This window comes from Lysobacter enzymogenes, assembly GCF_900106525.1.
In the GTDB taxonomy this organism is placed as follows: Bacteria; Pseudomonadota; Gammaproteobacteria; order Xanthomonadales; family Xanthomonadaceae; genus Lysobacter; species Lysobacter enzymogenes.
Window position 1 is genome coordinate 861,279 of the sequence record NZ_FNOG01000001.1, and the last position, 14,699, is coordinate 875,977.

A 14,699-nucleotide genomic window follows, 5' to 3' on the forward strand; every position below is an offset into this window, starting at 1 on the left:
GTCAGCCGCCCTTGGCGGGCGGCAGCGTGGTTTCGGTACCCGGCTGGTTGCTTTCCGAGCCCTTGCCGACGCGGAAGTCGACATAGGCCTCGCTGCGCTTCTCGCGCAGGAAGCGGTTCCACTCTTCTTCCAGCTTGCGCCGGCCGATGGTCTCCTGGACCTGGGCGCGCTTGCTCTGGTCGGCCATGTCGCTTTCGCGCGTGCCCAACCGCTGGACGATGTGGTAGCCCGCGCTGGTGTGGACCGGCTGCGAGACTTCGTTGTCGGCCAGGGCGCCGACCGCGCCGCCGAACTCGGGACCGAATTCGTCGCGGGTGAACCAGCCCAGATCGCCGCCCTTGGCCTGGGTGCCCAGGTCTTCGGAGCTTTCCTTGACCACGTCCTCGAACTTGGCGCCGCCGGCGATGCGCGCGCGCAGGGTCTCGGCCTTGGCCTTGGCCTGGGCTTCGGTGATCTTGTCGCTGACGCGCACCAGGATGTGGCGGGCGTGGTACTGGGTGACCATCTGCGGGCCGGCCTTGGAGGCGTCGCGCACCTCGACCAGCTTGAGCAGCTGGAAGCCGCTCGGGCCGCGCAGCGGCTGGGTGACGTCGCCGGCCTTCATCGACTTCATCAGCTCGGCGAACGCGGCCGGGATTTCGTCGGTGCTGCGCCAGCCCAGGTCGCCGCCTTCCAGCGCGTTGGGGCTGTCGGAATAGCGCACCGCGGCGGCATTGAAGTCCATCTCGCGCTTGTCGATCAGCGTCTTGACGCCGTCGACCTTCTTCTGCGCGGTGGCGATCTGCTCGGCCGTGGCGCCTTCGGGCAGCGAAATCAGGATGTGGGCCAGGTGGTACTGGGTGCCGGTGTTGGCCTGGGCGGCCAGGGCGGCATCGATTTCGGCGTCGCTGACCGAGACCCGGGTCTGGGCGAAGCGCTGGCGCAGGCGCTGCACCAGCAGTTCGTCGCGGATCGAATTGCGGAAGTCGGCGAACGAGCTGCCGTCGCGGGCCAGCTGCTGGCGCAGCTGGTCGACGCTGATGCGGTTGGACTGGGCGATGCCGGCGATGGCCTGCTCGATCTCCTGGTCGGTCACGCGCACGCCGGTACCCTGGGCCTGGGCGACCTGCAGCTTGAGCAGGATCAGGCGCTCGAGCACCTGGCGCTCGAGCACGTCGCGCGGCGGCAGCTGTTCGCTGCGGCCGGCGTACTGGCCCAGGATGTTGGCGACCGCGCGGTCGAGCTCGGTCTTGAGGATGACGTCCTCGTCCACGACCGCAGCGATCCGGTCGATCGGCTGCAGCTCCTGGGCCTGGGCGACGCCGATCAGCAGGCCGCCGGCCAGGACGCCAGCGGTCAGGGCACGGACAAAACGATTGTTCATAGGGTCGGGTCGAGGATGGCCTCGTCGCCGCCGGGACCGCGATTTTCGCGGCTGATCGAAGGCGAAGGAGGCGTCAAATAGAGGTCGTCGCGGTTGTAGCCGAGAATAGCACGGCGCAAAACCTTCTCCGTGTTCTGGCCCGCCGAGCCTAGACCCTTGAGTTCGAACTCCACCTGAAACGAGCTGTTCAGGTCTTCGGAGCGGTTGCGCTGGTAGCGGCGGGCGATCGCGCGCACCGCCAGGCAGCAGCTTTCCCACTGCACGCCGGCGATCTGCTCGAGCGGACGGCTGTCCTTGATCGAGTAGTAGTAGCGGCCGACGATGCTCCAGTTGTTGTTGATCGGGTACAGGAAGGAGACGTCGGCCTGCTCATACTGATCGGCGATGTCGCTCGGCGAGCCCGGCGGCGCGGCCAGGTTGCGGCGGTAGCGGTAGGCGAAGTTGACCACGCCGGCGTTGCCGAACAGGTAGCGCGCGCGCAGGGTGGCGACGTCCTCGCTGCGCAGGCGCGGATCCCACTGGTAGGTCGCGTTGATGGTCCAGCGGTCGGTCGGCGAGACGCTGACGTCGGCGACCCAGGCCGACTTGCCCTGCTTGATCGGGGTCTCGGCGCCGGCGACCACGCGGATGTCGTCGAAGTACTGGATCTGGCCGATGCTCGCGGCCAGCCGCTCGCGGCCGTCCTCGGAGTTGATCAGGCGGGTGGTCAGTGCGGTGGTGAGCTGGTTGGCGTCGGTCTGGCGGTCGGCGCCGGAATAGCGGTTGTCGCGGAACAGCGCGCCCCAGCTGAACGACATCGGGCTGGTGTCGAACAGCGGCAAGCCGTCCTGGTCGCGGTAGGGCGCGCGCAGGTAGAACACGCGCGGCTCCAGGGTGTGCACGTAGTGATCGCCGCGGATTTCGGTCTCGCGGTCGAAATACAGGCCGGCGTCGATCGAGGTGATCGGCAGGCTGCGGCTGGGCGACTTGTTGTAGAACGAGCGGATCTGCTCTTCGCTCGGGGTGTTGGTCTTGAACTCGGTGATCGCGCGCTGGGTGGCGATCTGCTGGGCGAGGTTGGCGTCCAGGTCGTAGGCGGTGTAGCGCCAGGCCAGCTTGGGCCGGATGTACCAGGCCGCGCCTTCCAGCGGGAAGCTCACGTAGGGACGGATGTCGAAGCGGCTGCCGCCCGGGATCTCGCGGCGCAGGTTGGCCGGAATGCCTGGCGTGGGATCGTTGCTGATGAACTTCATGTCCGAGTGCTGGAAGCGCACCGCCTCGGTGTCCACGCCGGTCTCCAGCCAGCGCTGCATCGGCTGCGCCCAATGGAAGGTCGCGCGCGGCAGGCGGTCGTAGGCCAGCGAGTTTTCCTGCAGGGTGAAGTCGGCCAGCTGGTTGTGGTCGGCGATGAAGCTCGCGTCCCAGTAGCGGCCGCGGCCGTACACGCCGACCTCGCTGCGCAGCGAGGTGGCCGACTGGCCGTACAGGCTGTTGCTGAAGTCCTGCAGGTAGTACTTGTCGCTGACCCAGGCCAGGTTGGCGGCGGCGTACCAGGTGCCGTTGAAGCGGTGGCTGCCCTTGAACGCGAACTCGCCGCGGTTGTCGCGCGGGCGCTGGTTTTCGGGCAGCAGCGGGATCGGCTCGCCCGGCTTGAGCACCGGATTGCCTTCGCGGATGTAGTAGCTGTAGCGGTCCGGATCCTTGCGCGAGAGGTCGTCGCGCGGCATCCAGTTGACGTAGGTCTCGCCCGAGCCGTTCTCGTACAGCCAGCGGAACTCCACGCCCAGGCTCTCGCCGCGCTTGCTCATGTAGCGCGGGAACAAGGTCGCGTCGTAGTTCGGCGCCAGGTTGAGGTAGATCGGCTGGCGCCAGTCGAAGCCGTTCTTGCCGGAGAAGCCGATGTTCGGATACAGCAGGCCGGTGCGGCGGCGGTCGTCGACCGGGAACATGAACCACGGCACGTACAGCACCGGCACCTTGCCGATGCGCAGGGTCGCGTTGCGCGCCACGCCCATGCCTTCGTCGGTGTCGATGTCGATGCGGTGGGCGCGCAGTTCCCAGGCGCGCTGGTTCGGCGCGCAGGTCGAATAGGTCGAGCTCAGCAGCGAGCCCTTGACGCCGTTGAGCTCGATCCGCTCGGCGCCGCCGTTGCCGCGGCGCGAGGTCAGCTGGTATTCGACGTCGTCGATCTGGTGCTTGTCGGCGTTCTGGTCGCCCTCGGCGTGCTCGGCGACCAGGCGCATGCTCGAGTCCTGGTAGCGGACGTGGCCCTCGGCGGTGTACTTGCCCGATTCCTGGTTGTAGCTGAGCTTGTCGGTGCCCAGGAACTGGTCGCCGCGGCTGAGGCGGACGTTGTCCTGGACGACGATGTTCTGGTCGTCGCCGGCGCGCTGCAGGGTGCCGCCGTCGATGGCGGTGGGCTGGCTGGCGCGCTGGTCGGCGGTGCCGCTCGGGGCGGGGGCGTCGTCGAAGGACGGGACCGCGTCGATCAGCGGGCACAGCCCCCAATTCTCGTTGTCGTCCGCCGCGTACGCGGGCAGGGCGATGGCGATGCAGAGCGACAACGGGAGCAAGCGGAGGGGTTTGCGCACGCGAGCATCCGGCAGACGTTGAAAAACGGCGGTTAGCTTGCCCCATCCCTTGCAAGCGGGCAACGCGAGCGCCATCTGGGAGTCAACGGCGTTCATCTTGCAACTTTCGCCGGTCCGGCCGGGAATCCCTGCCGATCGTGCCGGCAACGTGGCGCCGCCCACCCCGGAGGAGACCATGAGCCAGCACCCCAGCCCCGACCCCGCCGTCCCGGTCGAGAAGACCGAAGCTGAATGGCGCGAGCAGCTGTCGCCGGAGCAGTACGCCGTGTGCCGCTGCTCGGCCACCGAGCGCGCTTTCACCGGCCGCTTCTGGAACCACAAGGAGGCCGGTACCTACACCTGCGTCGCCTGCGGCGAGCCTTTGTTCGGCTCGGACACCAAGTACGACTCGGGCAGCGGCTGGCCGAGCTACTACCAGCCGATCCACCCCGACGCGGTCGCCGAGCATGCCGACGAGAGTCACGGAATGCGCCGGATCGAAGTCAAATGTGCGCGTTGCCGGTCGCACCTGGGGCACGTCTTTCCGGACGGGCCGCGACCCACCGGGTTGCGTTACTGCATCAATTCGGCGTCGCTGGAGTTCGAGGCCAAGCCCGAAGGCTGATCCACGGCGGCCGTAGCTTCCTGTAGGAGCGGCGCAAGCCGCGACCGCGACACTGCGCTTGCGACGCGACTGGCTACCCCGCGGTCGCGGCTCGCGCCGCTCCTACAGGGGCTTCGGCCCGCTCAGGCGATATGGCTCTCAGGCCAGCATCGCGCCGACGTGGGCCACCGCGCTCTCGCGCAGCGCGGCGAGGTCGTAGCCGCCTTCCAGCATCGACACCACCCGGCCCTGGGCGTGGCGCTCGGCCAGGGCGACCAGTTCGGCGGTGAGCCAGGCGAAGTCCTCGCCGTCCAGGTCGATCTGCGCCAGCGGGTCGCGCTTGTGCGCGTCGAAGCCGGCCGAGATCAGCACCAGTTGCGGGCGGAAGCCGTCGAGGGTCGGCAGCAGACGCTCGCGCCAGACCCGGCGGAAGCCCTCGCTGCCGGTGCCCGGCGGCAGCGGCGCGTTGACGATGTTGCCGACGCCGCGTTCGTGCGCATACCCGGTGTCCGGGTACAGCGGCATCTGGTGCGAGGACACGTACATCACCCGCGGATCGTTGTCGAAGATGGCCTGGGTGCCGTTGCCGTGGTGGACGTCGAAGTCGATCACCGCGACCCGCGCCAGGCCGTGCTTGTCGCAGGCGTGGGCGGCGGCGACAGCGATGTTGTTGAACAGGCAAAAGCCCATCGCCGCGTGCACGGTGGCGTGGTGGCCGGGCGGGCGCACCGCGCAGAAGACCCGGGTTTCCTCGCCCTTGAGCACCGCGTCCACCGCCGCCACGCCGGCGCCGGCGGCGCGCAGCGCGGCCTCGGCCGAGCCCGGCGCGAGCACGGTGTCGGGATCGAGCTGGACGGGGCCGTCGACCGGCGTGTCCAGCACCAGCGCCAGCAATTCGTCGGAATGCGCGCGCAGCAGTTGGCCGCGGCTCGCGGCCGGCGCTTCGCACCAGCGCAGGCGGTCGGGGAAGGCTTCGCGCAGCGATTCGGTCACCGCGACCAGACGCAGCGGCCGCTCGGCATGGCCCGGACCCGGGTCGTGGCGCGTGCAGGCCGGATGCGTGTAGACGCGCACGCCGTCAGGCCTTGCGCCGCTCGTGGTTCCAGGTGACCTCGCCGTGGCCGCCGGCGCGGGCCAGCACGCGGGCGATCACGAACAACAGGTCGGACAGGCGGTTGAGATAGCGCACCGCCTCGGGCCGGATGTCTTCGCTGCGCGCCAGCGCGACGGTCTCGCGCTCGGCGCGGCGGACCACGGTGCGGGCGATGTGGCAGCGCGCCGCGGCCTCGCCGCCGGCCGGGAGGATGAACTCCTTGAGCGGCGGCAGGTCCTCGTTGTGCGCGTCGAGCCACTGTTCCAGCCGGTCGATGTCGGCGGCGAAGATCGCTGCGTGCCCGGGAATGCACAGCTCGGCGCCGAGGTCGAACATCTGGTGCTGGATCGACACCAGTTGCTCGCGCACGTCGTGCGGCAGTTCGGCGGCGAGGATCAGGCCGATGGTCGAATTGGCTTCGTCCACCGTGCCGTAGGCGCCGACGCGGGCCGAATCCTTGCCGGTGCGGCTGCCGTCGCCCAGGCCGGTGGAGCCGTCGTCGCCGGTGCGGGTGTAGATCTTGGAGAGGCGGTTGCCCATCGCGTCGACCCGTGCGCTGCGGCGATCAGCGCTTGCGCGCGTCGTCGGAGCGCGCGTCCAGCGCGGTCTTGCTCGCGCCGGCGGCGATCGCCTGGACCAGCGCGGCGATGCCGACGTAGGTGGCGGTGGTGCGCAGGTACGGCAGCAGCCATTCGAAGTAATTGGCGGCCCAGCCGGCGACGGTCGGGTTCGGCACCGAGGCGGAGATCCAGTAGAAGCTGCCCTGGCTCAGCAACTGGCACACCGCCACCGACGCCACCATCGCGACCGCGGCGACGCCCAGGGTGCTCCAGCGGCGCTTGTAGTTGCGCGCCACGAACAGGCCGCCGGCCCACATCGCGAAGTACGCCGGGATCAGGAACCAGTACGCGGCCGAGACGCAGTAGTGGTCCCAGAAGCTGATGCCCATGCGGCTGATGACCGCGTAATCGATCAGCACCGCCAGCGCCATCAGCGCCGGGAACGCCCAGCGGGTCCAGCTGCGCAGATAGAAGCCGCCGATGAAGAACACCGCCCACGAGGCGTCGGGGATCGGCGCCCAATGATTGACGCGGGTGGCGACCATCAACACGGCCAGCAGGGCGAGGATCAGGCTGTTGCGGGTGTTCGGCTTCATGGATCTGGCTCCGGACGCGGGCGCGTCGATGCGGCCATTCTAAAGAAGCTCGGGGCGGATGTGCCGCCTGGGTCGCGGTTTTGGCCTAAGTGATTGATTCAGTGGGGCTGGCCGAACAGCGTCGGGCCTGAAGGCCCTCCCGCAAAGGCAAGCCTCTCCCGCACGGGCGCTGCCACAGGCAGCCGAAGCCTGGGCACTTGTGGGAGGGCCTTCAGGCCCGACGCTCTTCTACCCGGTCGCCACGCTGCGACAACCGCGAACGCACGCTTAGCGAACGCGCCAGTATCATGAACGCCATGACTTCCGACGCTACGCCGCACTCCTCCGGCGCGCAGATCCACGCCAGCCACGATGTCCTGATCGTCGGCGGCGGCTTGGTCGGCGCCAGTCTCGCCATCGCTTTGGACCGTATCGGCCTCGACGTGGGCCTGATCGAAGCCGCTCCGCCCGGCGCGCTGCCGGCGGTGTTCGACGAACGCAACCTCAGCTTCGCCGAAGCCACCCTCAACGCCCTCGACGCGCTCGGCGTGCTGGCCAAGTTGCGCGCGCCGACCGGGCCGATCCGGCGCATCCACATCAGCCGCCGCGGCGATTTCGGCCGCACCGTGCTGGAAGCCCAGCGCTACGGCCGCGAGGAATTCGGCCGGGTGGTGGTGGCGCGCGATTTCGGCGAAGCGCTGGAGGCGCGGCTGGCCGAACTGCCGCGGCTGCTGCGCTATCGGCCGGTGCGCTTCGTCGGCCTGGCCGACGGCGACGAGGGCTGGCGCGCGGTGCGCGTGGCCGACGGCGCCGGTGAGCGGATCCTGCGCACCCGGCTGTTGGTCGCCGCCGACGGCACCCGCAGCGGCGTGCGCGACGCGCTCGGCATCGGCAGCGAGCAACACGATTACGGCCAGACCTTGTTCGTCGCGCGCGTGCGCGGCGAGCGCACGCCCGACGGCACCGCCTACGAGCGCCTGGGCCGCGACGGCCCGACCGCGCTGCTGCCGCGCGGCGACCGCCATTACGGTTTGATCCACGGCGTCGCCACGGCCGAGGCCGACGCGGTTGCCGCGCTCGACGAGGCCGGCTTCCTGGCGCGCGCGCAGGACGCGTTCGGCTGGCGCGCCGGGCGGTTGCTGGCCTGCGGCGCGCGCAGCCTGTATCCGGCGATCCGGGTGCTGGCGCAGCGCACCGTCGCGGCGCGCGCGGTGCTGGTCGGCAACGCCGCCCAGACCATCCATCCGATCGGCGCGCAAGGCTTCAACCTCGGCCTGCGCGATGCGATGACCCTGGCCGAACTGATCGAGCAGCAGCGCAGCGCCGGCGACGCCGACTGCGGCAGCGAAGCGTTGCTGGCGCGCTATCTGGAGCGGCGCCGGGAAGACCGCGAACGCACCGTGGGCTTCTCCGACGGGCTGGCGCGGCTGGCCTCGAACGAGACCGAGTTGATGCGGCCGTTGCGCAGCCTTGGGTTGTTCGCGTTCGATCGTTTGGCCAGTGCGCAGTCGTTTTTGGTCGGCGGCGCGATGGGCTATCGCGGCGACGTGCCGGCGCTGTGCCGCAACGATCGCGCCGGCGCCGCCGGATTCGACGACGCCGCCAGCGGCCGCCGCGGAGGCCGCGCATGAGCCGGCGCGAGATTCTCGATGTGGTGGTCGTCGGCGCCGGCGTGGTCGGCGCGGCCGCGGCGCTGGCGTTCGCCCGCGACGGATTCGAGGTGGCCCTGGTCGAAGCGCGCGAGCCGGCGCCGTGGTCGCCGCAGCGTCCGGACCTGCGCGTGTACGCGTTCGCGCCCGACAACGCCGCGCTGCTGCAGGACCTGGGCGTGTGGAGCTCGGTGCGCGAGGCGCGCGCGCAGCCCTATCGCGCGATGCGGGTGTGGGACGCGGCCGGCGGCGGCGAGATCGCCTTCGATGCCGACGCGTTCGGCCGTCGCGAGCTGGGCTGGATCGTCGAAAACGGCTTGCTGGTCGACCGGCTGTGGTCGGCGTTGGCCCCGGCCGGCGTGCAACTGCATTGCCCGGAGCAGGTCGAAGGGCTGGAACGCGACCAGGCCGACAGCGTCGGCGTCGCCCTGGCCGGCGGCCGCCGCCTGCGCGCGCGGCTGGTGGTCGCGGCCGACGGCGCCGAATCCAAATTGCGCCGCCTCGCCGGCATCGACGCGCCGGCGCACGATTACGGCCAGCGCGGCCTGGTCGCGTATGTCGACAGCGAACGCAGCCACGAAGCGACCTGTTGGCAGCGTTTCCTGCCGGGCGGGCCGATCGCGTTCCTGCCCACGCTGGGCGAGGACGGCGCGCGCGACAAGCGCAGCTCCATCGTGTGGACCTTGCCGGACGCCGAGGCCGAGCGTTTGCTCGCCGCCGACGACGGCGCGTTCCTGATCGAACTCGAACGCGCCTTCGCCGGGCGCCTGGGCGCGCTCACCGGCGTGTCGCAGCGCGCGGCGTTTCCGCTGCGCCGGCAGTTGGCGCAGCGTTATGTGTCCGGGCGCGTGGCGGTGATCGGCGATGCCGCGCACGTGGTGCATCCGCTGGCCGGGCAGGGCGTCAACCTCGGCTTGCGCGATGTCGCCGGGCTGCGTGCGAGCCTGCAGCAGGCGCAGCGTCGCGGCGCCGACCCCGGCTCGCCGCACCGGCTGGAGCGCTGGGCGCGCGAGCGCCGCAGCGAGAACGCTTTGGCCGCCTACGGTTTCGACGGCTTGAACAAGCTGTTCTCCAACGACGACTTCGCCGCGACCCTGCTGCGCGGGCCACTGCTGGGATTGGCCGGCAAGCTGCCGCCGTTGGCGCATTTCTTCTGGCGGCGCGCGGCGGGCGTGTGATGCGGGGGTGCTTTCGCGGCCCGCATCGGTTCGCGAGTCGTGTCGCGGCGCTCACAGCGCAGGCAACGGCAAAGTCGAAATGGGTTCCGGCTTTCGCCGGAATGACGGTTGGGAGGTTGCGTCTGTTGCATGCGGTGAAACGCTTCCAGTGCACCGTCATTCCGGCGAAAGCCGGAATCCATTTTGCTGTTGCTCCTGCCTTCCCTGAGAAAGCCATATGAAGCGCTGCGCAGCGCTCGCCTGCGCGCTGTGGCCGACGCTGGCGTTGGCCACGACCCAATGCCCGCCGGAGTTCGGCGAAAAATCCACCGCGTTCTGGGCGCTGGGCCTGGCCGTGCTGGCGCTGTTCGTGCTGCTCGGGCTGGCCTTGCCGGTGGTCGCTGCGCGCTGGGCGCTCGGCCGCGGCGGATGGGCGCGCGCGGCCTGGATCCTGGTGGCGTGCGTGGCGATGCTGGGGTGCTGGATCGCCGGGCTGTGGATTTTCGGCGTCTACTTCGTGATGGTTTGCTGAGCCGCGCCCGCGGCGCGCTCAGTCTTCGTGGAACCGCTGGCGGGTGTTGGTCAGCAGATACACCGACACCGCCACCCCGACCAGCGCCACCGCCATCACGTAGTACGCCGGCGCCATGCCGCCGAAATGCGGCGCCAGATAACCGCCGATCAGCGGCGGCGTGGCCGCGCCGAACACCGCGTAGGCGACGTTGTAGGAAAACGACAATCCCGAGAACCGCACCGGCGCCGGGAACGCGGCCACCATCACCGCCGGGATCACCCCGACCACGCCGACGAACACGCCGGCCAGCGCGTACAGCAGCAGGAAGTTGTGCGCGCCATGGTTCAAGTCGTAATACAGCGCGAAGCTGCTGACCAACACGCCGAGCGAACCGATCAACAAGGCGCGGCCGCGGCCGATGCGGTCGACCAGCCAGCCGCCGCCGACCGCGCTCAGGGTCAGGCAGAACGCGGCCAGGCTGTTGCCGAGGAAGGCGTGCGCAGGCGCCATGCCGAACTTCTGCTGCACGATGGTCGGCGTCATCAGGATGATCACCACGATCGCCGCGGTCAGCAGCCAGGTCACCAGCATCGACAGCACCACGCCGGCGCGGTGTTCGCGCAGCACCTGCTTGAGCGGCAGTTCCTGCACCAGTTGCCGGCTTTCGCGCATCGCGGTGAACACCGGCGTCTCGCTGAGCCAGCGGCGCAGGTACACGGCAAGGAAGCCGAACACGCCGCCGATCAGGAACGGCACCCGCCAGCCCCAGTCCAGCACCTGCGCCGGAGCCAGCAAGGTGTTGATCGCGGTGGAGATCAGCGAGCCGATCAAGATGCCGGCGGTAAGCCCGGCCGAGAGCGAGGCGCAGGCGAAGCCGACCCGGCCGCGCGGCGCGTGTTCGGCGACGAAGGTCCACGCGCCCGGCACTTCGCCGCCGATGGCGATGCCCTGGACGATGCGCAGGAACAACAGCAACAACGGCGCGGCCAGGCCGATCTGCGCATAGGTCGGCAGCAGGCCGATGAACAGCGTCGGCAGCGCCATCAGGAACACGCTCAGGGTGAACATGCGCTTGCGCCCGGAGCGGTCGCCGAAGTGGGCCATGATCACCCCGCCGATCGGCCGCACCAGATAACCGGCGGCGAAGATGCCGTAGACCTGCAGCGTGCCCAGCCACTCGGGCGTGCCGACCGGGAAGAACAGCTTGCGCAGGGTCTCGGTCAGGAAGACGAAGATCACGAAATCGTAGAACTCCAGCGCGCCGCCCAGCGCCGAGAGCAACAGCGTGCGCGCGTCCTTGCGGTTCAGCGGCGCGGCGCCCGCGGGCGTTGCGGCGAGGGCGGGGGAATTCATCGACTGCGGCGAATTCATGGGCGGCGGCGGGCTCGGGCGGGACTGGCATCGCACTATGCCGCAACTGCGCGCGCGCACAACCGGGATGCGGCGGAACACAGCCTAAAGTAGTAGTGCGGGCCGCGCCGAGGCGGTGCTAGAAACCCTGCAGCAGTTTTGCAGGATCGGTGCGCATGTCGGATTTTCTGCTGTTTTCCGCTGATTTTTTACGTCGCTCTTTCACGTATCGAGTGTGTGTTTTGTCCACATCGATACTCGCCGCGCTGGCCGCCGCACCCGCCGCCGCTGCCGATTTCGAGTTGGCCGACGGCCGCGTCCACGGGCAATGGACCACCCGCGTCGTCGCCGGCACCGCGGTGCGCACCGGCAAGGCGCAGCCGCATCTGCTCGGCAAGGGCTACGCGTCCGATGGCCGGCCCAAGGGCGGCACCGGCGCCGACACCGCCGACGACGGCAATCTGAATTTCGGCCGCGGCGATGCGTTCTCCAGCTTGTTCAAGATCGTCCAGTCGTTGGACCTGAAGTACCGCGACGTCGGCCTCAACCTCAGCGCGCGCACCTGGTACGACGCCACCTTGGACCGCCACGAGGTGCGCCAGGGCAACGTGCCCAACGGCTTCGATCCGTCGGCGCCGCTCAGCGACGCGGGGTTCTCGCGTTCCAACAAGTTCTCCGGTTTTCTCTGGCTCAACGCCTACGTCTACGGCCACCTGAAGCTCGACGACGACAGCGCGCTCGACGTGCGCGTCGGCAAGCAGGCGGTGAAGTGGGGCGGCGGGCTGTTCTTCAGCGGCGTCAACCAGATCAATCCGGTCGACTACACCACGCTGCGCCGGCCCGGCACCGATGCCGCCAGCGAAGCGCAGATCCCGGTCGAGATGCTGTGGACGAAGTGGACGCTGGATTCGAAGCTGGGCCTGGAAGGTTTCTGGCAGTGGAACTGGCGGCCGTCGGAGTACGACCCCTGCGGCACGTTCTTCTCCGGCAGCGACCTGGGCATCGAGCGCGGCTGCGCCGGCATCCAGTCCAACGCGTATTACCCGCTCAACAGCGCGTCCAGCGGCGCCGGGCCGTGGCTCAGCGACGGCTTCATGCAATCGATGGGCGCGATCCTGCCGCGCGACCGCGACCGGTACGGCAGCGACCGCGGCCAGTACGGGCTGTCGCTGCGGTATCGCGACGAAGCCAGCGGCCGCGGCTGGGGCGCGTACTACCTGCGCATCAACTCGCGCGCGCCGTACCTGGACGCGACCGTGATCGACCCCGCGCGCACCGACCCGAGCATGGCGCCGCGGCTGATCGCCGCCGGCGTGCCGGAGGTTTACGCGCAACTGTCGGCGCGGCTGTCGACGATCCGCGAGATCTGGGAATACCCGGACGACATCCGCATCCTCGGCCTGAGCGCGCAGACGCGCTGGCGCGGTTGGAACCTCGGCGCCGAGCTTTCGCACACGCGCGGCCAGCCGGTGCAGCTCAACACCGCCGACATGTTCCGCGCGCTGACCAGCAACGGCGGGCCGATCGGCGCGCGCAACGCGGCGCTAGCGCCGGGCGCGGTGCTGCGCGGCTACGACCGGGTCGACAAGGACCAGTTGATGTTGAACGCGCAGCGCAGTTTCGCCGGAGTGTTGGGCGCGAAGCAGGCGACGCTGGCGGGCGAGGCGATGCTCAGCCGCGCCGACCTGCCGCCGTTGAGCCAGGCCCGCTACGGCCGCGGTTTCCACTGGGGATTTTCGCCGCAGGGCTACGGCGGCGCCTGCCCGCCGATCCAGAACCCGCGCGGCTGCGTCGACCAAGGTTTCTACACCCGCAACGCCTGGGGCTACCGCTTGCGCGCGCAGCTCGACTACGCGCTGGGCGCGGACTGGACGGTATCGCCGAGCCTGAGTTTCGGTCACGACGTGCGCGGGTTTGCGATCGACAATCAACTGGTCGAGGATCGGCGGCAGCTGACCCTGGGCGTGTCGGCCAAGTACGGTTCGCGCTATTTCGCCAGTGTGAGCTACACCGATTACGCCGGCAGCGCGCATTACGATCCGTTGGCGGATCACGATTATGCGAGCGTGGCGGTGGGGGCTACGTTTTGAGCTGTTGAGCCTGAGATGCTGAGGCTGAGGTGCTGAGGCGTTGTGGCAGAGACGCTCAGTGAAGGATGGGCGGCGAAAGAAACGAGGCGCTGGGTGTGATGCGAAGCAGACAGCGCGACGCCCCTCCCACACCGTCATTCCCGCGAAAGCGGGAATCCAGGGCTTCTCGTGCGAGAACGTTCGAAGTCCCGGACTCCCGCTTTTCCGGCTGCGGCGAGTAGCGGCGTAGTTGTCTTGTCTCGGTCGCGGCTCGCGCCGCTCCTACAGGGAGCAATCGCGGCTGTTCGATAGGCGAGCATTGCCGTCATTCCCGCGAAAGCGGGAATCCAGGGCTTCTCATGCGAGAACGTTCGAAGTCCGGACTCCCGCTTTTCCGGCTAAGGCGAGTAGCGGCGTAGTTGTCTTGTCGCGGTCGCGGCTTGCGCCGCTCCTACAGGGAGCACATGTGGCTATCGCGGTGAATTTGTGGCGCGGCGCGTCAACGGCGCCAGGCGGCGATTTCGTTGGCGCTGATGCGGCCGTCGGCGTCGACGTCCACGGCCAGGAAGTTTGCGCTCAGTGCGCCGTGCGCGCGCGATTCTTCGCGGCTGATGACGCCGTCGCCGTTGGCGTCGAGCGCGGCGAAGTCGACGCTGCGGCCGTCGCTGGGCGGGGCGATCACGCGGTCGGGCAGTTGGTTGGCTTCGGCGGTGGCCGCGGCGGCGGCGCGGGCGACGCTGCCGGCATCGGCGGCGACGGCGTTGGCGGTGCGCGCTTCGCTCAAGGCCGCGCGCGCTTCGATGGCGGCGCCGGTCGGGTTGCTGCCGGCGGTCGCGGCGGCCTGTGCGGAGCGCGCGTCTTCGGACGCGCGCTTGGCCTGTTGCGAGGCTAGGCGTGCGTCTTCGGCGGCGCGTTGGGCCTGTTGCGCGGTGGCCTGCGCGGCGATCGCGCCGCGTTCGCTGATCGCGCCTTGCTGGCGGGTCTGGGCGGCGGCGGTGGCGGCGGCCTGGGCGCTGCTCGCGCTGTCGCGCGCCTGGCGCGCGTCCTGGGCGGCGACGTCGGCCTTTTCCACCGCGTCGTGCTTGGACTGGACCTTGCCGGGCACCTGCGCCGAAGCCGCGCTTGCGGCCAACGCGGCGACAGTGGCCAGCATCAGCAGGGAGTGTCGCTTGATCGCATGCGTTCGCATCGTGCTCGCCTCGATGTGGGGGACGAG

The 14,699-nt window shown here is 69.7% G+C and carries 12 protein-coding genes; 5 read left to right on the forward strand and 7 right to left on the reverse strand.

The genetic code is table 11. The annotated features are described in order from the left end of the window. Nucleotide 1: 1 nt before the first annotated feature. Entirely contained in the window at nt 2-1,363 is a 1,362-nt protein-coding gene (locus BLU84_RS03750) for a peptidylprolyl isomerase (protein WP_074863007.1), read from the reverse strand. After that, nucleotides 1,360-3,933: an LPS assembly protein LptD gene (gene lptD, locus BLU84_RS03755; protein WP_074863010.1), complete on the reverse strand. Its 2,574-nt coding sequence runs from the start codon at nt 3,931-3,933 to the stop codon at nt 1,360-1,362. The genes BLU84_RS03750 and lptD overlap by 4 nt, the downstream gene beginning before the upstream one ends. Before the next feature lie 175 nt (nt 3,934-4,108). Here lptD and msrB point away from each other — a divergent pair, with 175 nt between their 5' ends. Beyond that, entirely contained in the window at nt 4,109-4,537 is a 429-nt protein-coding gene (gene msrB, locus BLU84_RS03760) for a peptide-methionine (R)-S-oxide reductase MsrB (protein WP_074863012.1), read from the forward strand. 138 nt (nt 4,538-4,675) lie between these two features. Here msrB and BLU84_RS03765 read toward each other — a convergent pair whose 3' ends face one another. From BLU84_RS03765 to BLU84_RS03775, 3 genes are read right to left on the reverse strand one after another with little or no spacing between them, the layout of a single operon-like run. Beyond that, nucleotides 4,676-5,590 carry a histone deacetylase family protein gene (locus tag BLU84_RS03765; protein WP_074863014.1) on the reverse strand — a complete coding sequence of 305 codons (915 nt, stop codon included), beginning with the start codon at nt 5,588-5,590 and terminating at the stop codon, nt 4,676-4,678. A 4-nt stretch (nt 5,591-5,594) separates the two neighbouring features. Beyond that, on the reverse strand, nt 5,595-6,149 hold the full coding sequence (locus BLU84_RS03770) for a cob(I)yrinic acid a,c-diamide adenosyltransferase (RefSeq protein ID WP_074863016.1): 555 nt from the start codon (nt 6,147-6,149) through the stop codon (nt 5,595-5,597). A 25-nt stretch (nt 6,150-6,174) separates the two neighbouring features. Continuing rightward, nucleotides 6,175-6,765: a hypothetical protein gene (locus BLU84_RS03775; protein WP_074863020.1), complete on the reverse strand. Its 591-nt coding sequence runs from the start codon at nt 6,763-6,765 to the stop codon at nt 6,175-6,177. 296 nt (nt 6,766-7,061) lie between these two features. Between BLU84_RS03775 and ubiH the strand changes: the two genes are divergently transcribed. The 3 genes from ubiH to BLU84_RS03790 all read left to right on the forward strand — a co-directional run bounded on the left by ubiH (nt 7,062) and on the right by BLU84_RS03790 (nt 10,082). Continuing rightward, entirely contained in the window at nt 7,062-8,375 is a 1,314-nt protein-coding gene (gene ubiH, locus BLU84_RS03780; RefSeq protein ID WP_074863332.1) for a 2-octaprenyl-6-methoxyphenyl hydroxylase, read from the forward strand. Continuing rightward, nucleotides 8,372-9,571 carry an FAD-dependent oxidoreductase gene (locus BLU84_RS03785; protein WP_074863022.1) on the forward strand — a complete coding sequence of 400 codons (1,200 nt, stop codon included), beginning with the start codon at nt 8,372-8,374 and terminating at the stop codon, nt 9,569-9,571. The genes ubiH and BLU84_RS03785 overlap by 4 nt, the downstream gene beginning before the upstream one ends. 217 nt (nt 9,572-9,788) lie before the next feature. Beyond that, nucleotides 9,789-10,082 (forward strand): hypothetical protein, encoded by a 294-nt coding sequence (locus BLU84_RS03790; RefSeq protein ID WP_074863024.1) that lies wholly within the window; start codon nt 9,789-9,791, stop codon nt 10,080-10,082. 18 nt (nt 10,083-10,100) lie between these two features. Here BLU84_RS03790 and BLU84_RS03795 read toward each other — a convergent pair whose 3' ends face one another. Next, a complete protein-coding gene (locus BLU84_RS03795; protein WP_233431053.1) occupies nt 10,101-11,417 on the reverse strand; it encodes an MFS transporter in 1,317 nt (438 codons plus the stop codon). Nucleotides 11,418-11,656: 239 nt separating this feature from the next. Between BLU84_RS03795 and BLU84_RS03800 the strand changes: the two genes are divergently transcribed. Continuing rightward, entirely contained in the window at nt 11,657-13,504 is a 1,848-nt protein-coding gene (locus tag BLU84_RS03800) for a DUF1302 domain-containing protein (RefSeq protein ID WP_074863027.1), read from the forward strand. Between the two features lie 478 nt (nt 13,505-13,982). Here BLU84_RS03800 and BLU84_RS03805 read toward each other — a convergent pair whose 3' ends face one another. After that, complete coding sequence (locus tag BLU84_RS03805; protein ID WP_074863029.1) at nt 13,983-14,672, reverse strand: EF-hand domain-containing protein; 690 nt, start codon at nt 14,670-14,672, stop codon at nt 13,983-13,985. Nucleotides 14,673-14,699 lie beyond the last annotated feature (27 nt).

Coding starts and splice junctions, on each gene's coding strand:
- BLU84_RS03750 (WP_074863007.1), bottom strand. CDS start 1,363: ATGAACAATCGTTTTGTCCGTGCCCTGACCGCTGGCGTCCTGGCCGGC.
- msrB (WP_074863012.1), top strand. CDS start 4,109: ATGAGCCAGCACCCCAGCCCCGACCCCGCCGTCCCGGTCGAGAAGACC.
- BLU84_RS03770 (WP_074863016.1), bottom strand. CDS start 6,149: ATGGGCAACCGCCTCTCCAAGATCTACACCCGCACCGGCGACGACGGC.
- BLU84_RS03775 (WP_074863020.1), bottom strand. CDS start 6,765: ATGAAGCCGAACACCCGCAACAGCCTGATCCTCGCCCTGCTGGCCGTG.
- ubiH (WP_074863332.1), top strand. CDS start 7,062: ATGACTTCCGACGCTACGCCGCACTCCTCCGGCGCGCAGATCCACGCC.
- BLU84_RS03785 (WP_074863022.1), top strand. CDS start 8,372: ATGAGCCGGCGCGAGATTCTCGATGTGGTGGTCGTCGGCGCCGGCGTG.
- BLU84_RS03790 (WP_074863024.1), top strand. CDS start 9,789: ATGAAGCGCTGCGCAGCGCTCGCCTGCGCGCTGTGGCCGACGCTGGCG.
- BLU84_RS03795 (WP_233431053.1), bottom strand. CDS start 11,417: ATGAATTCCCCCGCCCTCGCCGCAACGCCCGCGGGCGCCGCGCCGCTG.
- BLU84_RS03805 (WP_074863029.1), bottom strand. CDS start 14,672: ATGCGAACGCATGCGATCAAGCGACACTCCCTGCTGATGCTGGCCACT.